General features: G+C 62.7%; 19 protein-coding genes. 12 read left to right on the top strand and 7 right to left on the bottom strand.

The genetic code is table 11. The features are described 5' to 3' along the window. Window positions 1-6 precede the first annotated feature (6 nt). From AB4Y44_RS17580 to AB4Y44_RS17565, 4 genes are all read left to right on the top strand, one after another. Window positions 7-822, top strand: a complete 816-nt coding sequence (locus AB4Y44_RS17580; RefSeq protein WP_368700373.1) for an energy transducer TonB — start codon at window positions 7-9, stop codon at window positions 820-822. Window positions 823-847: 25 nt separating this feature from the next. Beyond that, complete coding sequence (locus AB4Y44_RS17575) at window positions 848-1,579, top strand: MotA/TolQ/ExbB proton channel family protein (protein ID WP_342924916.1); 732 nt, start codon at window positions 848-850, stop codon at window positions 1,577-1,579. Between the two features lie 15 nt (window positions 1,580-1,594). After that, complete coding sequence (locus AB4Y44_RS17570; RefSeq protein ID WP_342924915.1) at window positions 1,595-2,011, top strand: biopolymer transporter ExbD; 417 nt, start codon at window positions 1,595-1,597, stop codon at window positions 2,009-2,011. Window positions 2,012-2,359: 348 nt separating this feature from the next. Next, window positions 2,360-4,357 (top strand): TonB-dependent receptor, encoded by a 1,998-nt coding sequence (locus AB4Y44_RS17565; protein WP_368700372.1) that lies wholly within the window; start codon window positions 2,360-2,362, stop codon window positions 4,355-4,357. Between the two features lie 131 nt (window positions 4,358-4,488). Here AB4Y44_RS17565 and AB4Y44_RS17560 read toward each other — a convergent pair whose 3' ends face one another. From AB4Y44_RS17560 to AB4Y44_RS17550, 3 genes are all read right to left on the bottom strand, one after another. Continuing rightward, complete coding sequence (locus AB4Y44_RS17560; RefSeq protein WP_342924913.1) at window positions 4,489-4,803, bottom strand: DUF4148 domain-containing protein; 315 nt, start codon at window positions 4,801-4,803, stop codon at window positions 4,489-4,491. 218 nt (window positions 4,804-5,021) lie between these two features. Then, window positions 5,022-5,513 carry an aminoacyl-tRNA deacylase gene (locus tag AB4Y44_RS17555; protein WP_368700371.1) on the bottom strand — a complete coding sequence of 164 codons (492 nt, stop codon included), beginning with the start codon at window positions 5,511-5,513 and terminating at the stop codon, window positions 5,022-5,024. A gap of 128 nt (window positions 5,514-5,641) precedes the next feature. Beyond that, window positions 5,642-5,965, bottom strand: a complete 324-nt coding sequence (locus AB4Y44_RS17550; RefSeq protein WP_342924911.1) for a DUF4148 domain-containing protein — start codon at window positions 5,963-5,965, stop codon at window positions 5,642-5,644. A gap of 197 nt (window positions 5,966-6,162) precedes the next feature. On the opposite strand from AB4Y44_RS17550, the gene AB4Y44_RS17545 reads away from it, so the two are divergent. The 7 genes from AB4Y44_RS17545 (at window position 6,163) to AB4Y44_RS17515 (ending at window position 15,545) form a co-directional block, all read left to right on the top strand. Next, window positions 6,163-6,852, top strand: a complete 690-nt coding sequence (locus AB4Y44_RS17545) for a response regulator transcription factor (protein WP_368700370.1) — start codon at window positions 6,163-6,165, stop codon at window positions 6,850-6,852. Then, on the top strand, window positions 6,842-8,122 hold the full coding sequence (locus AB4Y44_RS17540; protein WP_368700408.1) for a sensor histidine kinase: 1,281 nt from the start codon (window positions 6,842-6,844) through the stop codon (window positions 8,120-8,122). The genes AB4Y44_RS17545 and AB4Y44_RS17540 overlap by 11 nt, the downstream gene beginning before the upstream one ends. A 115-nt stretch (window positions 8,123-8,237) precedes the next feature. Continuing rightward, window positions 8,238-9,635, top strand: coding sequence for a TolC family protein (locus AB4Y44_RS17535; protein WP_368700369.1), 1,398 nt, complete (start codon window positions 8,238-8,240; stop codon window positions 9,633-9,635). Further along, complete coding sequence (locus tag AB4Y44_RS17530; protein ID WP_368700368.1) at window positions 9,632-10,699, top strand: metal transporter; 1,068 nt, start codon at window positions 9,632-9,634, stop codon at window positions 10,697-10,699. The genes AB4Y44_RS17535 and AB4Y44_RS17530 overlap by 4 nt, the downstream gene beginning before the upstream one ends. 41 nt (window positions 10,700-10,740) lie before the next feature. After that, window positions 10,741-13,854: an efflux RND transporter permease subunit gene (locus AB4Y44_RS17525; protein WP_368700367.1), complete on the top strand. Its 3,114-nt coding sequence runs from the start codon at window positions 10,741-10,743 to the stop codon at window positions 13,852-13,854. After that, entirely contained in the window at window positions 13,847-14,350 is a 504-nt protein-coding gene (locus AB4Y44_RS17520) for a DUF2127 domain-containing protein (RefSeq protein WP_368700366.1), read from the top strand. Before AB4Y44_RS17525 ends, AB4Y44_RS17520 begins: the two co-directional genes overlap by 8 nt. A gap of 43 nt (window positions 14,351-14,393) precedes the next feature. Then, window positions 14,394-15,545: an MFS transporter gene (locus AB4Y44_RS17515; protein WP_368700407.1), complete on the top strand. Its 1,152-nt coding sequence runs from the start codon at window positions 14,394-14,396 to the stop codon at window positions 15,543-15,545. Window positions 15,546-15,601: 56 nt separating this feature from the next. Here AB4Y44_RS17515 and ccsB read toward each other — a convergent pair whose 3' ends face one another. The 4 genes from ccsB to AB4Y44_RS17495 all read right to left on the bottom strand — a co-directional run bounded on the left by ccsB (window position 15,602) and on the right by AB4Y44_RS17495 (window position 20,750). Then, a complete protein-coding gene (gene ccsB / locus AB4Y44_RS17510; RefSeq protein WP_368700365.1) occupies window positions 15,602-16,825 on the bottom strand; it encodes a c-type cytochrome biogenesis protein CcsB in 1,224 nt (407 codons plus the stop codon). 55 nt (window positions 16,826-16,880) lie between these two features. Next, window positions 16,881-17,552: a c-type cytochrome gene (locus AB4Y44_RS17505; protein ID WP_342924905.1), complete on the bottom strand. Its 672-nt coding sequence runs from the start codon at window positions 17,550-17,552 to the stop codon at window positions 16,881-16,883. A gap of 51 nt (window positions 17,553-17,603) precedes the next feature. Beyond that, complete coding sequence (locus AB4Y44_RS17500; protein ID WP_368700364.1) at window positions 17,604-18,992, bottom strand: cytochrome C; 1,389 nt, start codon at window positions 18,990-18,992, stop codon at window positions 17,604-17,606. Between the two features lie 690 nt (window positions 18,993-19,682). After that, window positions 19,683-20,750 carry a purine nucleoside permease gene (locus AB4Y44_RS17495; protein ID WP_368700363.1) on the bottom strand — a complete coding sequence of 356 codons (1,068 nt, stop codon included), beginning with the start codon at window positions 20,748-20,750 and terminating at the stop codon, window positions 19,683-19,685. Window positions 20,751-21,036: 286 nt separating this feature from the next. Here AB4Y44_RS17495 and AB4Y44_RS17490 point away from each other — a divergent pair, with 286 nt between their 5' ends. After that, the gene (locus AB4Y44_RS17490; RefSeq protein WP_342924902.1) at window positions 21,037-22,398 is read left to right on the top strand and encodes a metallophosphoesterase; all 1,362 of its coding nucleotides are present in this window, start codon (window positions 21,037-21,039) and stop codon (window positions 22,396-22,398) included. Window positions 22,399-22,458: the final 60 nt, after the last annotated feature.

The raw sequence follows: 22,458 nt of genomic DNA, 5'->3' as shown, positions 1-22,458 counted from the left end.
ACGCAGATGTTCGATAAAGCGAACCGCTTGAACCGGATCTACCGCATGCAGATTTCGCTTCCTTCTATTGCCGATCGCGAGCCGGCATCGCCCAACAGACTGAATGTCCGCGCAACAAGCGCCATCGTTGTCGTCGCTGCCATTCACGTGGCGCTATTCGCGGTGGTGCGGAGCGCTCGCAACGACCCTGTGCCGCTGGCCGCCAAGCCGCGCACGATCACGGCCGAACTGCTGAGTCCCGCGCCGGTTACGGCATCCGCCGCCGTCCAGTCGCCTCCTTCCCGGATCGAGCACCGTGCGACATCCTCCGACATTGCGAAGCCAAAGGCGCATCCGCAAAATATCAGGAAAACGAATCATGTGACGACGCTGCATGAAACCATGGCCCCATCACCGCGCAGGCTCGCTGCAACCGAACCCGTGGCGGCACAGTCGAGCGCCACCGCCTCCCCGACACCGGCAGCACCTGTGGCCGCCGCACCGGAAGCCGCCGCATCGTCGCCCGATGCCGACTCCGCCCGCCCAACAATCGCACTGGCCGCTCCGCAGGACATCTCGCATCTGCATTGCAGCATCGCACAGCCGCCCTACCCGACGCTCTCGCAACGACGAGGCGAAACAGGCTCTGTGATGGTGAAATTCATCGTGGGACTGACGGGCCAGCCCGAATCCGTGGAACTGAAAAGCGGCAGTGGACACAGCCGACTCGACGAAGCGGCGCTTGCCGCCGTGCGCGACAGCATGTGCAAGCCGTATCTCGAGAACGGTACGCCGCGCCGTGTGCCGACGTCTGTTCCTTTCGTATTCGCCCTGAACAACTAGCGCGGACGTTTATAGGGAACCTGCCATGCAAAACTATGGTATTTCGCACTTCCTGGCAGCCGGAGACTTCCTGTCGCGCGGCATCGCGCTCGCACTGCTGGTCATGTCGGTGCTCTCATGGAGCGTGATCATCGTCAAGGGCTGGAATGTCATCCGACTCAATAGACTGGCCCGGGACATCGATCAGTCAATCGCACAACTCGACGATTTCCCGGACAGTGCATTGCATTCGGAAAGCCGCGCAAGCACGGCGCGGGAAAACCCGTTTCACGCGCTCGCGCTGGCCGGCAAGGAGGCCGCCGATCATCATCGCAGCGCGCAGCCGCTTTTGCGCGAACGCATGGACGTGTCGGACTGGATAACGCGCTGCCTGAAAGACACGATGGACGAGAGTGTCGCCCAAATGCAGGGCGGTCTTTCGATCCTGGCATCGATCGGCAGCACCGCGCCGTTCGTCGGGTTGCTGGGTACGGTGTGGGGCATCTATCACGCCATGCTGGCAATTGGCGCGACAGGCGAGTCGTCGATCGACCAGGTCGCGGGCCCCGTCGGCGAAGCGTTGATCATGACGGCGTTCGGCCTCTTCGTCGCCATTCCCGCTGTGCTGGGCTACAACGCGCTGACGCGCGCCAACAGGTCGCTAGCCGGAAAGCTGAGGCGGTTCGCGCATCGGCTGCACGCGTACTTCATGACAGGTTCGAGCCTCTCGCCGTCGGTCCACGACAGCGGCCTGCGGCTCGCGACCGGTAGCGACTGACCTCGAGATACGGCAATGGCCATAACCCCATTTAGTGACGACGAAGACGATGGGCTGATGGGCGAAATCAATATGACGCCGCTCGTCGACGTCATGCTGGTTTTGCTGATCGTCTTCATGGTGACGATCCCTGCGCTGCGCCATGCGGTAAAAGTGGAATTACCACATGCAAGCAGCCAGAAGGAGGACGCGAAGGCCGCGCAGGTCAATGTGTCGATTGAGGCCAATGGCACCGTGCTATGGGACGGGGAGCCAGTAGCACCCAACGCGTTGCGCGCGAAGATCGCCGCGGCGGCACACGAGAATCCTCTGCCGGAAATGCGGCTTGGCGCAGATCGCAAGGTGGCCTACGAAGCGGTGGCACAAGTGATGTCCGCTGCCTATGCAGGCGGCTTGACGAAGATCGGATTCGTCACCGATCCCAAACCATAGACCATTGCTTCGCCAACCTGCTTCGAGGTAGCGGGCGGGCCGTTCGTAAAACGGCTCTCCCGTTGTCTATTTGCAGCTTACATATGCAAGTCATTTGCATTCAAGAATATAGGGGGCGACGAACTATCAGAAATCCCCAAAAACAGGATGACGTTAATGAAATCGTCCCCGTCTCGCATCGCAATCGCCGTATCGGTTGCGTTTTCAACGCTGTCTTTTTCCAGTGCAGCGAAAGCTCAACAGGCCCAGCAAACGCAAACGCCATCGACACTGGATGCGGTCGTTGTTCGCGCAACCAGACCGACGACCGCGCCCGATAACGTCAACGATCCTGACCAGACCGCAGACGTGAGCAAGACCGGAACCCCGATCGGCGACCTGCCCATGACGGTGCAGGAAATCCCCAGCGGGCTGCTCAAGGAGCAAGGCGCCACGAAGCTTCAGCAGAGCCTCAGCAACGCCACCGGGGTGAACTCCGGCGGACCGGATGCCAAGGGCTTCTTCGATCACTTCATGATCCGCGGCCTCCAGGCCCAGATCTACACCGACGGGTTTTCCGACGGCGATCAGGTCAACGGCGTTTCGCATTCGCTGAACGGCGTCGAACGCATCGAGGTTCTCGAAGGACCGGGTTCGTCACTCTTCGGCAGTGGCCCGCCGGGCGGCACGATCAATATCGTCCATTACACGCCGTCTCCCACGCTTCAGTATGGCGGCAGCGTCCAGGCCGGTTCATTCGGCACGGTCTGGGGCAGCGCGTATGTCGCGGGGCCGACCGGCCTCTCCGGTTTGAACTATCGCGTCGACGCGACGGGTGCAAGGTCGGACGGCTACCGCAGCTTGTCGTACTGGGACAAGGAAATCCGTCCTGCAGTCGAATGGAAAGTCGGCAACCACAAGATCGACTTTTCGCTCGAGGCGCAGGACTCCCGCTCGACGCCAGATTCGTACGGCATCATCTATTACAACGGCACCCCCATCCGGAACGTTCCGTTCGACGCGAAGTATTCGACGCCGTTCGCCTATGCGCGCGCAAGCTACGTTCGCCCGACTCTCACCGACGAGTGGAGGGTCAACGACATGCTGACGATCAACAACCGGCTGTCGTTCCTGCACCGCTCGCTGGAATTCTTTGGCAATGGGGATAGTTCGAAAACGAAGGTGGTCGGCAACGAGGTCGTCAACCGTCAATTGCGCCAGCAAAACGATTCGGACAATACGCTCGACTATCAGCTCGAACCGGTGTGGAAGTTCGCAACGGGCAGCGTCAAGCACACGCTGCTGACGGGGTTCGAGTACCAGCGTCAGACCATCAATACCGATCGCTCCACGGCGGACCTTCCGAATATCGAAGATGTGTTCGCGCCGGTGCCGCCCGAAACGTCGCTTGCGAGCCTGCATTTCCTTTGCGATGCGAAGCATTCGTGCGACAACGATCATCTGGTTGCAAACTTCTACAGCCTGTACGCCACCGATCAGGTGGATGCGACCAACAAGCTGAAGATACGCGTCGGTATGCGAAAGGACTGGTGGCAAACTTCGCTGACACCGAATATCACCGTGCCCGGCCGGGTGGACAACGAAGGCGTACCGATACTGGCGGGCAATACTTACTCGCGCAACGATGCGCCGGTGAGCTGGAATATCGGCGCGCTTTACAAGCTCACGCCGTGGATGTCGCCGTATTTCGGACTATCGAAAAGCTATCTGACGAACTTCAATTCGGAGAATACGCAGACGGGCATCGGCGCGCCTGAATCGGCGCTGCAGTACGAGGTAGGCGTCAAGTTTTCATTCCTCGACGGCCAATACGTGCTGAACACGGCACTCTTCGACGTATCGCGCGACAACGTGGCGACGCCGACGACCGTCAACAACATCGAAACCGTCGTGTACGACAGCCAGCGCACACGAGGCGGCGAGGCGTCTCTCGACGCGGGCATCACGGATCACTGGCACGTGATCGCCAATTTCACGGCTCAACACGCCTATGTCACGAGCAATCCCCAAGGGATAACGGCGGTCGGCCACCGTCCGCAGGACGTGCCCGCGTTCATGGCGAATCTGTGGTCTACCTACACGTTCGCGATCGCGGGACATCCCGGGTTTCACGTCGGAGCGGGCATCAATTACATGAGCAAGGTGTACAGCGATATCTCGAACATCAATTCGGTGCCGTCCTATGTCATCGCCAATGCGGCGTTCGGCTATCAGGCGAACCACTGGGGCGTGGATCTCAATGTCCACAATCTGACTAACCGCCGCTACTTCATCGCCGCCAATGAGGCCGGCGCCTATCTCGGTGAACCCCTTAGCGCGTACGTTACCCTGCATGCCGATTTTTGAGGGAGATCTACGCCACGGGCGGAGACCCATCTCGATCGACTGCTCGTACGATGGGTTGGCCTTTCAGCCGAAAACCAGCGCGCCGCCGGCGCAGTTCACAGCGCAATTGGCACGCACACGGCGTTCGGCCGCTACTGACTGGCGCCCTGCCCAATCCCCGCCTTTTTCTCCGCGTTCTGGAGATCCTGCGGATAGTTCTGATCATTGGCGCGCCCGGGTTGATAGCCCGCAGCTTCAAGCTTCTTCAATTCGGCGTTCTTTTTCGCCCGGGCTTCCTTTCGGGCCTGCTTGCGCTCCGCCTTGGTTGGCTTCGCAGACGACGCGCCCCCCGGCACTACGGCAGTGGCTGCACCCGAAGCGTCGTCCTGCGCGAAGGTTGGTGTGACTGTGCCAATCCCGAGCGAAGCCGCGACGAGCAGGGCCGATATTTGTCTGGCGATAGGCATTTTCTCTCTCCTGTTTTCGAACTGGCACCTCGAGTATAGCGAGGATGGCGCCGTGAACCGTTGCTTGCGCAACCAGCCGGCGGAGGTCGTCTCCGCCGCCACCGCCGCTTTCACGAAGCGCTTGCGCCCGATGCGCGCGAAGCGGGCATGCGTTTGCCCGGCGCGATGGGGTTAATCGGCACCGCGCCTGCCTGAACGCACGCCGTTCGACTACTCACTCACGCACGTCCACCCATGCCTCGCATGCGCCTTGCGAAATGGGCTCGCTCCGCGTCGTCCATCAGCGCCAGAAACTGGTCCCCTTCCATATGAACCAGTTCCTCGTGATCGCCCGCCTCGAAGTAGACGTCCGGCTGGCCGGCCAGGTTCGTCTCGAGGTAGGTTTTCATTCCATACGCTGCGCAGATCGGCGGCAGCGCCCCCGCATCGCAGTCCTTGAACAGCTCGCGCAGTTCGTCCTCCGTGGCAAGGGCGAGCCTGCGCCCTGTCTTGTTCCAAAGCTCGGACAATTGCACGGCATAGGTTGAGGGCAGCACGACGGCCACATAGCCGTGCTCGTCCTCGAGCAGCACCGTTTTTGCAAGGCGGTCGCCGGGAATGTGCGCCGCAGCAGCACTCTCCATGCTCGAATGACTGTATGGGTGGCGCACGATTTCGTAGCGCGAGCCCTTGCTGCGCAGGCGCTCCTGCAAAGTGATCGACATCGACATGGCACACCTCCTGTCGAATGCGTAGAAGAAAACCAGCCTCCAGTAATCTTTTCAGAATAGGTCACTCGCGAGAGACCCGGTAGCAGAACTCGACGTTGTCGGCGGGGAGTGGACCGAATTCCCCTTTCTCACCGGGGTGGAGACGGGTGACACTCCGTGTTGAACCAATAGTCGACCAGACGCTGCGCCGCCTGCAGATCGTCCGGGTAGTATGGGTCGTCGTACCAGGGTGACGGGTCGTAGCCCGCTTTCCTCAGGGCCGCCAGTTCGCTCTGGTGCTGCGCCATCGTGGGAGGCGCGTTGCTTCTGAGCGCGGCCAGGTCACGGCACTCCGTCGGGCTCAGATGTGGCCCGCTTTGTGGCGCGCTTTGTGGCACGCCGCCGACGACACATCCCGCCAGCAGGAGCGCCAACGCAGTCAGCGTCGGGCGGATATTCGGGAGGCTCTTCATGGCGCATCTCCACGCGTCTGATGGGCGCAGCGCAACCCGTGTTTCCATCGCGCCGCACCGCCATGGTACGTCCATGCGGGCCACCGGGCAGGCGAAGCGGAAACACGAATCAATCGCGACCTACGCAGCCGCAACGTATGGAAGAACTGCGGTAGCATCAGCTTTCCCGATACCCCGAGGGTGACGAACTGATGTCCATGAAGGTGCTCATTGTCGAAGACGATTCTTCGATTGCCGCAAACCTGTATGACTATCTCGAGGCAGGCGGTTACGACGTCGACGTGGCCTCCAGTGGCAACGCGGGGCTGCAGATGGCGCTCGCCGACACATGGGACGCCATTTTGCTCGATCTGTCACTGCCCGGCATGGACGGGCTCACGCTCTGTCGCAGGCTGCGAGCGGAGGCGGGCCGGGACACACCAGTGCTCATGCTGACCGCGCGCGACGCGCTCGACGACAAGCTCGCGGGATTCGTGCATGGCGCCGATGATTACCTGGTCAAGCCGTTCTCCCTGAAGGAAGTAGGCGCACGGCTTGGCGCCATGATCAGGCGCTATCGCGGTCAGGTCGCCACCATGGATCTCCGGTTTGCGGATGTGCGCTTCGACCTTTCGACGATGACCGTCGGACGCGCCGGACGTCCGGTCAAGCTACCACCCAAATGCCTGCACCTGCTGCGTATCCTGATGCAGGCGCCCCATCGCACCTTCACGCGCGCCGAGCTCGAGTCCGAAGTCTGGGGAGAAGAGCTGCCGGACAGCGACACGCTGCGCACGCACATCTATACGCTGCGCCGGGCGCTGTGCGGGCCCGGTGAAGCGGATGTGATTGAAACGCTGCATGGCGTCGGTTACCGGCTCGTGGCGAGTGGTGATGATGCGAAATAGCCTGCGATTCAAGGTCGCGCTGTTCTTTTCGGTGCTGACCATTGCACTGCTGGTCGCCCAGGCGCTGGGCGTGCGAGCACTGGCCGAAGCGCAGGAGGAGAGACTGATCGCGGCGCTCATCCGCGACGACATGGCGAGTGTGATCAAGAGCTACCAGGCCAATCCCGCGCTGCTGCCACCGTTCGACGTACGACTGAATGGCTACGTTTCGAGTGCGGACCGCGTGCCCATTGCCCTGCCCGAAACCGTCAGGACTTTGCCTTTCGGTACGCACGAGATCATTATCGACGACCGGGAGATCCACGTCGCCATTGCGTCCATGGGCACAGCACGCCTGTACCGGGTCTATAACTTCAACATCTACGAAAAGCACTTCAAGGAAATCATCAACGCCCTGATGGGTGGCACCGGCATCTTTGCACTCCTGACGATCTGGCTATCCTTTGGTCTTTCCGCACTGCTGGTGCGCCAGGTCGCGGGACTCGCCCGGCAGGTCAAGACATTGCGGCTGGGTGAATCGGCTGCGATCCATCCCGGCAAATACGACGAAACGGAACTCGTCGGTCTCGTTGAGGCGTTCAACGACTACCACCAGCGCATGGCCGACATGATGGCGCGCGAGACGGAGTTCACGGGCAATGTCAGCCACGAACTGCGCACGCCGCTCACGGCCATCAAGACAAGCTGCGAACTGCTCGAGCAGGATACGGCGATCCAGGGCAAATCGCGCGCACGTCTGCAGCAGATCGAGCGGGCAGCAGACAACATGCGCGAACTCGCCAACGCGCTGCTCATGCTCGCGCGGGAGGACTCTGCACGCGAAGTCGAGCCGGTGGCCATGGCGAAGATGATCGAAACCGCGTTGGCACCGTTTGCCGCACGGCTCGAGCAAAAGGGACTCGATTCCATCATCGATATCGACGGCGAACTTCGTGTCGTGGCGAACCGCCCTGCGCTTGCGATCGTGCTATCCAACCTGATCGACAATGCCGTGCGGCATACCGACCACGGAAGGCTGCACTTTCGCTACGCCAACGGCTGGCTTTACATCGAGGACACCGGACCCGGCATTCCGGCGCATGCGATCCCGCATGTCTTTGACCGGTTCTACCAGGCACCATCGCCCGATACCCCGACGCCTGGGGTCGGGATCGGCCTGTCTATCGTCAGGAAGCTGTGCGAGCGCTACGGGTGGTCAATCGAGATCGGCAGTGAGCCCGGCAGAGGAACCAGTGTCTCGCTTCGGCTACCGGCTGTGAGCCGGACCTGAGCCCGTCTCCCCCGGATCGGGCGGGCTCTTGACGAAAACTTCACAACCGCTGGCGTAGCCTCCAACCCGAAAGCCGCCCGCGTGGGTGGCACATCGTCCGGGATGGAATGCCAGAATGCGCCGCGCGCGATCGATTGTCTTCATTGTATTGACCGGCGTGGCCGGTTGTGCAACCTATCATCCCCAGCCGATCGCCCCCGACCAGATTGCCCGGCAATTCGAGCAGCGCTCGCTTGCGGGCGAGGAACTGCATGCCTGGATCGCGCGCGAAGCCGGCCGTGATGTCCGCCCGTGGCCGCCGGCCGCCTGGAACCGCGAGTTGCTGACCCTCGCGGCCTTCTACTACAGCCCCGCGCTCGACCTGGCCCGTGCGCAATGGGCTACGGCCAAGGCCGGCATCGATGTCGCCAATGCGATCCCCAACCCTGTCCTGCAGTTGCCGTTCCAGTTCAATACGCCCAACCCAGGGCCCGGGGCGCCCTTCACATGGGGTCCTTCGCTCGATATTCCCATCGAGACCGCCCACAAGCGCGGCTATCGCGTCGACCAGGCGAGCCACCTTTCTGAGGCTGCCGGGCTGAATGTCATCACTGCAGCATGGACGGTCAGTGCTCAGGTCAGGGACGCCATGCTCGCCCTGTACGCCGCGCGTACACGCATCGCCTTGCTGTCTACGAAGGCGGAAGCCCAGCGGCAGATCACAACCATGAGCCGCCACCGACTCGCAGCCGGCCAGTATTCGCAGCCCGATGTCGATGCGGCGGTGCTTGCCGACACCCAGGTCCAGAGCGATCTGGCCGCCGCGCGAACTGCCGAAGCAGACGCGCGCGCGCAACTGGCCGCCGCCATCGGCGTACCGGTCACCGCGCTCGACGGCGTGACGCTCGACCTGAGCGACTTCGGCACGACCGCCCCTGCGCCACCGGCGGCGGACGCGCAGCGCGCGGCGATCTTCCATCGCGCCGATCTGCGCGCCTCGCTGGCCGACTACGCCGCGGCCGAATCGGCGCTTCAGCTCGAGGTCGCAAAACAGTATCCGGACATCCATCTCGGTCCCGGCTACACCTACGACACCGGCACCAACAAGATCGCCTTCGGACTGGCCGGCATCACGTTGCCGATCTTCGACCAGAACCAGGGGGGCATCGAACAGGCCGAGGCGAAGCGCAAGGAAGCAGCGGTCCGCACCGGCGCGCTGCAGGACAGGATCATCGGCGACCTCGCGCACGCACTGGCGCGCTACCAGGCGAGCGGCGAAGCGCTGCAGATCTCCGACGCCCATCTGGCGAGCGCGCGTCGCCAGCTCGACAGCCAGGCGGCCGCATTCGCGAGCGGCAATGCGGACCGGCTGACCTACACGCAGGCGAAAGCCGACTATCAAACGAGTGAAACCACCCGTCTAGACGCCGAAGTCGCGCTGCAGCAGGCCGCCGGCGCACTCGAAGATGCGATGCAGTTGCCCCTCGTCCACGAAGCAAGGAGCCCTACCCTCAGTGAGGGCGCAACGCGATGAAATACCGGTTGATCTTCCTGATCGTTCTTTCGCTGGCCCTCTGCGCCGGCGCAGGCTGGTACATCATCAACCAGGCGTTCGACGACTCCGGTGCATCGGCTGCCAAAGCAGCGCCATCTGCACCCCAGGCCGCGGTGCAGACGGTCAACGGCGAGACGGTCGTGGTCGTGAGCCCCGAAGCGCAGCGCGCCGGCCACATCGAAGTCGCGCCGCTCGCGGCCGTCACGAGCCAGCCCGGCATCAGCGCGGACGCAACGGTCATCGATCTGCAACCGCTTTTCGATCTGCGCAACCGCCTCGCCAGCGCACGCGCCGACGTCGACACGTTCGCCGCGCAGGCAGCCAGTTCACGCACGCAGTACGAAGGCAGCCGTACGCTCTTCGCCGACGACCGCAATGTTTCGCAGAAGACGCTCCAGGCCGCGCAGGCGACGATGCAGGGCGACGCGGCCAAACTGCAATCCGCCCGGGTCACGCTGAACGGTCTTGACGGCACGATGCGGCAGCAGTTCGGCGATGCACTCGCGAACGCGGCAACGGCCCCGGCCTCGACGCTGTTTCAGCGCCTCGAGGCGGGTCAGTCCGTTGTGCTGCGCGTGACGTTGCCATCCAGCTTCGGGAAGACGCCGCCCGAGCGCATTGCGGTCGATACGCCCAGCGGCGGCACAGTGCCCGCCCAGAGGCTATCTGCGTCACCCCTCGCCGATCCAGCCGTACAGGGCATGCCATGGTTTTACGTCGCCGGCACTGCGCTGCCCGCGAACCTGCGCACGAGCGCGCGCGTGCCCACATCGAACGAAGCCGTTGCGGGGCTGCTGATCCCCGGGCAGGCAGTGGTGTGGTACGGCGGCGAGACCTGGGCATACGTGCGTACGGCGCACGACCGCTTCACGCGGCGCTACGTGCCGGCGGCCAACGAAGGCGATCACGGTTTCATGGTGACGACTGGCTTCAGGGCTGGCGACCAGATCGTGACGCAGGGCGCGCAACTGCTGCTCTCCGAAGAGACCAGGCCACAGGGCATCGGCACCGCCTGCAAGGATCCGCCCGAGTGTGACGACTGAGCCTCGCACGCCCTGCCCGGAACAACGCCACACGCCGCCCCATGCTTGACGCAATCATCCGCTTTTCGCTGCGCTTTCGCGGCGTCATCTTCTCGCTGGCCGTCATGGTGGCTGGCTACGGGCTCTTTTCCCTCACGCGCGCCAGGCTCGACGTCTTTCCCGAGTTCGCACCGCCGATGAGCATCGTGCAGACCGCCGCGCCGGGCATGACGAGCGAACAGGTGGAGACCCTCGTGACGCAGCCGGTTGAAAACGCCCTCGGCGGCATGACCGGCCTGCAGTCGATCCGCTCGCGGTCCATGCAGGGTCTCTCCTCGGTCACGCTCGTGTTCGACGACCATGCCAACGTGATGCAGGTCCGGCAGCTCGTCATCGAGCGCATCGCCGGACTCGCAGGCACGCTGCCGGCCGGTGTCTCGGCACCCCAGCTCCTGCCGCTCACGACGACGACGAGCGTCGTGCGCACCATCGGCCTGACGTCGAAGACGCGCTCGCTCGCGGACCTCTACGACATCGCGCAGTGGACCGTCAAACCGCCGTTGCTGGGTACGCGAGGCGTGGCCGATGTAATCGTGTTCGGCGGTCAGACGCGCCAGATGCAGATCCAGGTCGATCCCGCGAAGCTGATGCGCCACGGCCTGTCGGTCCAGGATGTCATTGCCGCGGCGCGCCAGGCCACAGGCGTGCGCGGCGCCGGGTTCATCGAGAACAGCAATCAGCGCATCGCCGTCAACGCCGACGGCCAGATCGCGACGCCACAGAAACTCGCCGGTGTCGTGCTGCGTTCCGGCAACGGCGCAACCGTGCGCCTTGGCGACGTTGCCAGCGTGACGTGGGCTCACGCACCTGCCGTTGGCGCAGCATCGATCATGGGCAAGCCCGGCGTGATGGTCGTGATGGAAAGCCAGTACGGGACCAACACGATGGCCGTGACACGCGACATCGAAAAGACGCTCGCCGGGCTTGCGCCGGTGCTCGCCCGTCAGGGCGTGGACATGAACACGAACGTCTTCCGGCCCGCCAACTTCATCGAGGCCTCCGTCGGTCACCTGCGCATGGCGCTTATCGTCGGCGCCTTGCTGGTCGTCGCGGTGCTGTTCCTGTTTCTGCTCAACGTGCGCACCGCTGTGATCTCTGCCGTGGCGATTCCCATGTCGCTGCTGGTCGCGATCATCGTACTCGCGTCGTTCGGGGTCAGCCTCAACACGATGACCCTGGGCGGCCTCGCCATCGCCTTGGGCGAAGTGGTCGACGACGCGATCATCGACGTCGAGAACATCTACCGCCGCCTGCGTGAGAACCGCATGCTGGCCCAGCCGCTTCCCGCCTTTCGCGTCGTGCTGCGCGCCTCGCTCGAAGTGCGCAGTGCCGTGGTCTTCGCCACCTTCATCGTGATGCTGATCTTCCTGCCCGTGCTCACGCTCTCGGGTATCGGTGGACGGCTCTTTGCCCCGCTGGGCATCGCCTACATTCTCGCCGTGCTCGCGTCGCTGGGCGTCGCGCTCACGCTCACGCCGGCGATGGCGCTCGCGCTACTGGCGAAGGGACCGTTGCCCGAGCGGGAGCCGCGCCTGATCGGGCGCCTCAAAACACGTTATATCGCGTTGCTGACAAAGGTCGAGCAACACGTGAAGGGCGTCATGGTGATCGTCGCGGTGATGTGCGCCGCAGCGCTCGCATCACTGCCCTTCATGAGCGGGAGTTTCATTCCGCAACTGCGGGAAGGCCATTACACCGTTCACATGGGGCTCGCGCCAGGCACCTCGCTTGCCGAATCGATGCGCATCGGCACCCAGGTCTCGCAGGCGCTGCTGCAGGTGCCGGGCGTGCGGCTCGTGGCGCAGCGCGCCGGCCGCGCGAACGGCGTGGTCGACCCGACCGGCGTGCAGCTCTCGGAATTCGAAGTCGACCTCAAACCGATGGGGGCATCGGGCCAAAGCTGGGCGCTCTACCGGATTCGCCAGGCGCTGGCGCGCTTTCCGGGCCTCTCGACCTCGGTCAACACGTTTCTCGAGGAACGCATCGACGAAACCATTTCGGGAACGACAGCCCCCGTGGTGGTGAATGTCTTCGGCAACAATCTCGACATCATCGATCGCACAGCGCAGCAAATCGCTCAGCTCATCGGTACGATTCACGGTGTCGCCAGCGTGCGGGTGGATTCTCCCCCCGGGATTCCCGAGCTCGATGTGAGGCTCGATCCCGACGCACTGAGCCGCTGGGGCTTTCGCCCCGTCGAAGTGCTCGATGCGATTCAGGCCGCCTATGCCGGCGTGACCGTCTCGCAGATTTACGAGGGCAGCCGCACCTACGACGTCGCCGTCGTGCTCGACCCGGCACAGCGCAGGTCGATCGGCGACGTGGGCAAGCTCATGGTGCGCAACGCCGACGGCTTTGCCGTGCCGCTCTCCACGCTCGCGACGATCCGGCAGGTCGCCGGCCGCTACCAGATCACGCACGACGGCGGCCAGCGCGTGCAGACGGTATCGGTCAATCTCGGCAGCCGGCCGGTCAGCGACTTCGTGAAGGAAGCACAGGCGCGTGTGAATCGCGAGATCAGTATGCCGTCGGGTACCTATGCCGTTTTCAGCGGCGAGAGCGAAGCGCGCGCGCAATCGCAGCGAGACCTGCTCGCGTACGGCGGGATTGCGCTGATGGGTATCGCATTGCTGCTGTTCATGGCGTTGAAGAACGGGCGCGCCGTGCTGCTGGTGCTGGTCAACCTGCCCTTCGCGCTGGTGGGCGGAGTCCTGGGCGTGGTCCTCAGCGGCGGGAACCTGTCACTTGGCAGCATGGTGGGATTCGTCACACTGCTCGGCATTTCGCTGCGCAATTCGATCATGCTGATCAGCCACTACGAGCATCTGGTGTACACCGACGGACTCACCTGGGACATGAACACCGCCGTGCGTGGCGCATCAGAACGGCTGGTGCCGATCCTGATGACTGCGCTGGTCACCGCGCTCGCGCTGGCGCCGCTCGCTGCGACAAGTGGCGCGCCCGGCAATGAAATCGAAGGGCCGATGGCGATCGTCATTCTTGGCGGGCTCATCACCTCGACCGCACTGAACCTGATCGTGCTGCCCACCCTGGCGTTGCGTTACGGGCGCTTCACGCGCGAGGAAGTCGCCGAACCGGGGGCAACAAATGGGTGAGGCGGGTAAAGTGAGGCTACTGGGCGAGAAGAATCTGCACCTGCTGTTCGAGTTGACCCTCGGGTTCAAGGCCGTCTTCGCGCTTGCCGAAATTGTCGCCGGCGTCGCTACATACCTTGTGCCGCAGCGGTATTTTCTGGCGCTTGTGGTGTGGGTCACCCGGGATGAGTTCGCCGAAGATCCGCACGATCTGTTAGCAAATTTTCTCCTTCACACCGTGCAACACCTGTCCGTCGATGCCCAGAGATTCGCCGGGCTCTATCTGCTTGGTCATGGAGTGGTAAAGTTGTGGCTCGTGGCCGGTTTGCTGCGCGAGCGACTCTGGTACTTTCCTGTGTCGATCGTCGTCTTCGCGCTGTTCATCGCCTACCAGGCCTACCGCTTCACGTATACCCATTCGGTCTGGTTGCTGCTGGTGACCGCATTGGACATTGTCGTCATCGCCCTAACGTGGCACGAGTACACGTATCTCCGGAGCAAGCACAGTGCTGCCTGAGACGCCCGCTACCTCACGCATCCCCATTCCCCGCGCGGTACGCATGCTGGGATACGTGAGCCTGTTCATGGACCTTTCCTCCGAACTCATTCACGCGCTGCTACCCATCTTCCTCGTTACCACGATGGGCATGAGCGTGAGCGCGCTGGGCTTGCTCGAAGGCGCCGCCGAAGCGACGGCGATGATCGTCAGGATCTTCTCGGGTCCCGTGAGCGACTGGCTTGGCAAGCGCAAGGCGCTGTTGCTGCTCGGCTACGGGCTGGGTACGCTGTCCAAGCCGCTTTTTCCGCTGGCGCACACGCCCGCGCTTGTCGCGGCGGCGCGTCTCATCGATCGTACCGGCAAGGGAATTCGCGGTGCGCCGCGTGACGCGCTCCTCGCAGATGTCGCGCCACCGGAGATTCGCGGCGCGTGTTATGGGCTCAGACAGTCGATGGATACGATCGGCGCGTTCGCCGGGCCGCTCGTGGCCATCGTGCTGATGCTCCAGTTCTCGGATCACATCCGTGCCGTGCTCTGGTTCGCCGTCGTGCCAGCCGTCATTGCGCTCGCCCTGATCGTGTTCGGCATCGAGGAGCCTGCCCATGAACAGGCGCCCCGCAGCTTCCGGTCACCGCTGCGCTGGGAGGCGTTGCGGGAATTTCCGGGGCGCTACTGGTTCGTAGTCGCGATTGGCGCGACCTTCACCCTCACGCGCTTCAGCGAAGCATTCCTCGTGCTGCGCGCGCAGCAGACGGGAATCAATATCGCGTGGATTCCCGGCGTCATGGTGGTGATGAGTCTCGCCTATGCGCTCAGTGCGTACCCCGCGGGCGCGCTGTCCGATCGAACCGACCGCCGTGTCCTGCTTGCGCTCGGCATCGTCACACTAATCGCGGCGGATCTGGTGCTCGGCGCGCGTGTATCGATCATCACCGTGCTCATCGGCGTCGCACTGTGGGGCCTGCATATGGGGCTCACGCAAGGCATTCTCGCCGCGATGGTCGCCGAAACCGCGCCGCAGTCGCTCAGGGGCACGGCGTTCGGCGTCTTCAATCTCGCCAGCGGCATCTGCATGCTGATTGCGAGCGTCATTGCCGGCTGGTTGTGGGACCGGCACGGCGCGCCCACCACATTCTTTGCCGGCGCCGTCCTGGCGCTCCTTCCCCTCGCCATGTGCCGCTTCGCCCCGCGCCTCGCGAAGCTCAAACCCTGATGGGGCCTTGCGGCGAGCACGGAAGCTTCATGCGTCGTCGCATTCTTTCGCTATCCTCACAGGCGGCCGTAGCTGTGCAACCCGGACAGGAACATGTTCACCCCCAGGAATGCGAAGGTGGTGACCAGCAGACCCGTGAGCGCCCACCACGCGGCAGCATGGCCCCGCAACCCCTTCATCAGCCGCATATGCAGCCAGGCCGCATAGTTCAGCCAGACGATCAGCGCCCACGTTTCCTTCGGATCCCAGCTCCAGTAACCGCCCCACGCCTCGGCGGCCCACAGCGCGCCGAGAATCGTCGCAATGGTGAAGAACCCAAAGCCGACAGCGGTCGACTTGTACATCACGTCGTCGAGCACGTCGAGCGTCGGCAGCCGGTCCGCCAGCACGCCCCGCTCCTTCAGCAGGTATGCCACGCCAACCATCGCCGACAGCGCAAAACTGCCGTAGCCGATGAAGTTGGCCGGAACGTGAATCTTCATCCACCAGCTCTGCAGCGCCGGCACCAGCGGCTGGATCTGCTGCGCGTCGCGCGCGATCGAGTACCACATCAGGAACCCGACCGCCGCGCTGATCACGAGTGACACGAAGGCGCCGAGCGAGCGCGTCTCGTAGTGCTCCTCGTAGTACAGGTAGAAAAGTGCCGTGATCAGGCTGAACAGCACGAACACTTCATATAGATTCGAAATCGGAATATGGCCGACATCCGCACCGATCAGGTACGACTCATACCAGCGCACCATCATCCCGACGAAACCCATCAGCACCGCGGTCCACGTCAGCTTCGAGCCAATTGCGCCGCCCGACGGCGAACGCGACAGCATGCCCAGCCAGTAGAACAGCGTGGCCAGTAAGAAGAACACGCTCATCCAGAGAATGGCCGACTGGCTGGACAGGCAATACTTGAGGAAGAACGTGCTGTCGGCGCGCCCCAGGTCGCCCCGGTAAAGCTGGATCGCGAACAGCGACAGCGCTGCGATTGCAGCGATCAGCAGCCGCACGGGCTTCCAGCGCCAGCCGATCATGACGAAAGCCGGCACCGAGCACACCAGCACCAGCCGGTCATAGGCGCTCATGTACGCCTGGTAGCGTGACAAGGCGAAGCCTGCGCCTGCAAGCATCGCGAGGGCAAACAGCCAGTCGAATGCGCCGAGGCGCCTCGCAAAGGAGCGCTCGTCGGACAGCAGGCTCGTTTGATCCGCGCGCCACGTGGGTCGAGGCCGATGTCGTGCCGCTGGAGTCGCCACCGCAGCATCGGAAGACGGTGAGGATGTTTTCATGGCATTCGCTGTTCAAAGACGACGCCGAAGGATCGGAGTCTGCGCGCCTGCTGGCTCATCGATCGTCTGGCGCACCAGCGGACGCCTCCCCTTCCGGCGGAAACACCTCGACGTACGCCGCGACGGCACGCATGTCCCGATCCGACATGTTGGCGCACACCGCCTTCATCGCCGCGCCACGAGGCCGGGTATCCGTTTGCTGGAAGACCTTGAGTTGCTTCACGACGTAGTCCGCGTGCTGGCCCGCAAGCCGGGGAAACTGATTTATCCCTTCGCCATGCTGTCCATGGCAAGCCACGCACGCCGAGACGCCCTTGTCCGGCAGGCCCGAATGATAGATTGCGCTGCCTTCGTTGATGAGCGCGAGATCGCTCGCTTCACCGAGGACCGCAGGTTGACTCGAGAAGTACGTCGCGAGCTCGTCGATCTGCGCGTCGGTCAAATGGGTGAATCCCCACATAAAGCGCTGCGCGTTCGGGTCGGCGCGCGAATGACTCTTGAAGTCCGTCAGTTGATCGACCAGGTATTCCTTGCGCTGCCCGGCGAGCTTCGGAAACGTAGGCGATACCGAAACGCCGTTCACACCATGGCAGTTCGAACACACCTGCAAGGCGATGGTCTTTCCGCGCACCTGCGGGTTGTCGACCTGCCGCGAATGCTCGAGGTCCTGACACGCCGACCCGCACAGCAGCATCCCAATTGAGACGATATGCGTCACTTTGTTCATGGCAACAACCTCCGTGCTGCAGCCTTTGCGGTGCTCTGTAACCACAGGACATCACCATGAAGCAGCCCACACATAGATGAAAAGCGTGTCGTTGTCTCTGGCGTTGCGTCCGGCGCCGTCGTAGTTCGACGTCGCTCCGAGAAACTTGGTGTAGTGCGTGTACTGAATACCTATCCGGATGCGTTGATTCGGTATCCAGAATATTTCCGGCATCCATCCCTGCGTATTCGGGTGGAAGTTCGCGCTGGCCGCGTAGGCCGTGCTGTCTGGACTGCCCGTCGTATTGAAGAACGACAGACTGAACCCGTACCTGGCCTGATACACATACGATGCCTTGATCCTCAACGAGTCGAGATTCCCCGACGCGCTGTCGCTCAGGACCAGATTGTTCGGATCGTGGACGTTCTCACGCACATAGCGGGCTTGCGCGGTGATCGTGTGCGGTTCGAGCAGGTACTCGTACTGCGCGTCCACGCCGTAATCGCGGAAGCGCGTCACGCCCTGCGTAAAGATCGGGAACTGGTTGGAATCGTTCGGATAGATGTTCACGTTCAAGAGGAACGCGCCAACCATTGCGCTATGGGGTCCCCAGTCCCGCGTCAGGGCGATGCGCGCATACGGGTTGTAACCGCGCAGATAAATTTGCGGGTGAGCCGCGTTGCCTTCCCGGTTACCGTGACTCATGAACGACCAGATGCCATCGGCCGTGCTGTACGCGGTCAGTTCGGCGTAGACCATCTTGTTCCAGTACAGGTAGCCGCCGATGCCTGCCACCTGCGACGCCAGACTGCCTTCGATAACGGGAAGATTGGGGATCCTGGCAACCGGACTGATCGTCGATGAAATGTACGGATAACCCCATGCCGGCGCGGAGTTCCAGACATCCTGCACGGTTGGGTTGTTGTGCAGCGTGACGCCGAGGATCAGGTCGTTCGCTTCGCCCATGATCCGGTCCACGAACCGGAAGTCTGTATTGTCGGATGCCCAGTGGCCTTCCCATTTGTTCGTTGTGCCATTCTGATGGTCGTAGTTCGTGTAGGTGAACTGCGTAAAGGCACCAATCTTGTCGGTGATCTTTCCGGCAAGGAAGATGCTCGCAAAGTCGAAAATCGGCAGACCGTTCTTGGTGTTGATGGTGTTGCCGCTCGCATCCGTATTGACTCGCGTCTGACTCAGATCGCCGATTGCCATTGCGGCAATCGGGATCGTGCGTTCACCCAGCGTATAGCCGGTGAGCTTGAACATTCGCCCATAAGGCGTGAGCTCGGGAAATTGTCCCCCGGCGTGGCAAGCCACACAACTCTGGCCAGTTTGGCGCGCGAAGATCGGCAGCGCGTGTGCGATGGTCGCCGGCAACAACGTCAGCAATACGAATGCGAGTGCCCTGCCACAGAACAGCCAGTGATGACATGCTGCTTGGCTGACGAGTAACTTTGTCATGGCTGTCACTCCTGCGCCGCGTCGAGAAAATGCGTCGCATCGGCGGTGAGCGCTGAAGTCCGTATTCCGTGTGCCGCGGCGATCAAGGAGCGACAGGCTCCAGCTGGTGAAACCGTTCACGATGAACCCTTTTCACGCACGCGACGTCTTCATTGTGCAAACGCGCAATCAGAATCGCGATGGGTCAACCTCCTCTATTTTCGGTAGGGGGCTCGCTAGCGACGTGAGCGGTTCCACACGCAGTTCGACGCCCAAAACGGGATGCACGTGGCGCTTTCGCCAGCCCGTCGAAGCCAGTGGATGAACTGAACGCGGAGAACGAATACAAGTTTCCATTTGACACCTCCTGCGCGCACGATCGACCGGATCGATCATGACGGGTCGCGCAGCGGTGCTTCGCGCGACTCGCGTCCTGCGTAAACGAGAAGGCACTTCGAATATTCCCGGCGGCCTGCGACGCGACAATAGAAAGGCATCCGAAAGAACGCCGGGAGAAGATGAACAAAGTGGGAAACTGGGAGGGATCGGACAGATCCCGTGACACGGCACGCCGGCACCGCAAGACCACCATCCGCCTGTGCTGGCTCACACGCGACCAGCGCCTACGAGGCCGCACATGAACTCAATGGTGCACACACTCGACGCGTGTGCGGGCCGGCACCCGGCCCGCCTCACCGCACCGCAAATGCGTTACCGCTGCGGTACGCCGTTGCGCCACTCGCCCCAATGCGTGACGATGTCCTGCACCAGCGGATTGCCCGCGAGGAACAGATTGTCGATCGCGATCGTGAAGCCGCCTTGCGACGCGTAGTTAAGCAGATTATCCGCGCTCGACTGGCCCGCATACGGCCGGTCGAAGTCCGAGCCGGCGCGCAGCACCGCGACACGGTTCAGGTCGACGCGATGCACGTTCGCCGCACGTGTCAGCGCCTCGAAAGTGGCGTTGTCTTCCTGCTGCGTCGTGCAATAGGTGCCCTTGCCGTCGGTCAGGATCTTCGTCCATTGCCGCGCTCGCTCGCCGAGGTCGGTGCCCGACCACCAGGTATCGCCCGCCAGCGTGTCGCACTGGATCACGGTCGGCGGACGGTTTGCGGGCGCATAGCTGTATTTCGCGCGAGCAGCCTGCGCCTGGGCGTCGTCGGTCAGCGTCACGTTGCGTGACAGTGCGAATGCCGCGTTCGTGAGCGCGGGGTTCAGCTGGAACACTTCGGTGCGATAGTCGAGCGGCGGCTTCTGCGTCGGGCCCGTCGTGTTGATGCCGAGATAGCCGGTGTTCCAGCCCGCCGGAATTTCGCGTCCGTCGATCTCCCACTGAATGCCGAAATCGACGAGCCAGTTCGCCCACGCAGCGGAACCGACGGTCCCCTGAAGCGGATCGATACCGGCGATGCCTGCCACCATGAAGTACGTATGACGCAGATCGAAACGCGGCGAGAACGTGAGCGCCATGATCGACGCGGCGGCGTTCGCGTGCCCCATGCCTGTCGTCATCACGCAGACATCCTGGCGGTTGCAGTGCACCGCCGGGTAATCGGGGGACAGACCGGCGACGGTGACGTCCTGCCACGGGCCGAGATGGTCCAGCCACACCTGGCCTTCCGGACCGAACATCGAAATGATCATCACCTTGACCGCACGGCCATGCGACGCGCCGTCGTCCTGCGCGAAGCTGTCGTCGGCGTGCGCGATGGCAGGTGCAGCGGCCGCGCCGGCCACGAGCAACGATGAAATCACTGCGCCAAAAGCACGATTTAGCATAATAGGTCCCACCTGTTATGTAAGAACCGCGGTTGCGAAACGTAAATCGCGTGCCGTGTTGTCGACTGATGTCGTGGTTTTATTCTCGGCGTGCAGCGTGGGACCTGGGCGTGAGCCTTTCAGGCGAAAGTGAGTATAAACGGAGAAAAAAAAAGCCTGTTACGACCTGCAACGACTGCGACTGAACCTCTCCCGCAAGCCACCGTCTCACCCGGTGCATTCGGCAAGGGATCGCGTCGGTCAAACGCGGTCCTGCTTTTTTGACCGCGATTGGAGGAAATGGAACATGCCAAAGAAGCGCTCAGTTCGAACGTCGGCCAGCAATGGCAGCGGCAGCGGCCGCGTTCTCGCCGCCCCCGTCTTCTCGCAGCCGCAACCTACGCCAGATCCGCAAACCTTCATCGTCAGGCACGCATCCGACGTGGCGGCCTACAGGATGATCGACGAACTCAACCGCGAGCACAAACTCAAGGCCCTTCCGTTTCCTGCGCCGCGCGGCGGCGTCGAGCCCCGCCTGACACTCGCGGACGTGATCGACAACGATCAGACCATCCTCAACCAGATCGACACGAACGGACAGATCGTTTTTCACTCGACGGGCGACTGCGGCAGCACCCGCGGCCCGAAAACGCAGAACGAAGTCTCCGACAAGATGGTCAGCGACTTCGACGAAACCGATCCTGCCGAAGTGCCGCAATTCAACTTTCTGCTGGGCGACATCGTCTACAGCTTCGGCGAAGCGCAGTACTACTACGACCAGTTCTACGAGCCCTATCGCGACTATCACGCGCCGATCCTCGCCGTCGCCGGCAATCATGACGGAATGATCTCGCCTTTGCAGCATGAAAAGAGTCTGCAGGCGTTTCTGCGAAACTTCTGCTCCGACTGCTTTCAGGTCTCGCCCGATGCCGGCAACCTTTCACGTACTGCGCAAATTCAACCGGGCGTATTCTTTACATTCGAAGCGCCGTTCGTGCGCATCATCGCGTTGTACAGCAATACGCTCGAAGATCCTGGCGTGATCTCGAACAGCGACATCGGCAACAGCCAGCTGAAGTTTCTCAAGGCGGCGTTGACGCGGGTGAAAAAGGAAGGCTACACGGGCGCATTGCTGTTCGCGCATCATCATCCGCCCTATGTCGCGCGCGGACGTCACGGCTGGAGTGTCGAGATGCAGCAGCAGATCGATGCGATCTGCGCAGAGGTGGGCGTATGGCCCCATGCCGATCTCGCGGGGCACGCGCACAACTATCAGCGCTTTACGCGCACACGTCCGGACGGCACCCACATTCCGTACATCGTGTGCGGCAACGGCGGACACAACGTGCAGCGACTGACCACCAACGGACAGCCGCCGCTTCGTGCGCCGCAGTTGATCCAGGCCGCAACGAACAGCACCGATGCCGTGGTCATCGAGAACTACGACGACCAGAACTACGGGTATTTGCGCATCGTCGCGGACGACACCCAGTTGCGCATCGAATATCACGCTGCCGTCGACGGACCGTATACCAAGGCGCCCGACGATCAGGTGACCGTCGATCTGGCCACACGCCAGCTTTCCCACTACGTGGCCCGCAATGCTGGCATACCGGCGCTGGCCACGCGCATCCGCGAATTTGCGCAAAGCGGGAAAGCCAGGCGCTGATCGGGACGGCAGTACCGGTACGGTATGCATCAGCTGACGCGATGAATCCCGAGGAATTCG

The organism is Paraburkholderia sp. BR10937 (genome assembly GCF_040965695.1).
Lineage (GTDB): Bacteria > Pseudomonadota > Gammaproteobacteria > Burkholderiales > Burkholderiaceae > Paraburkholderia.
Note: the sequence above shows the minus strand (reverse complement) of the source record. Positions and strands in the feature narration are given on the sequence as shown.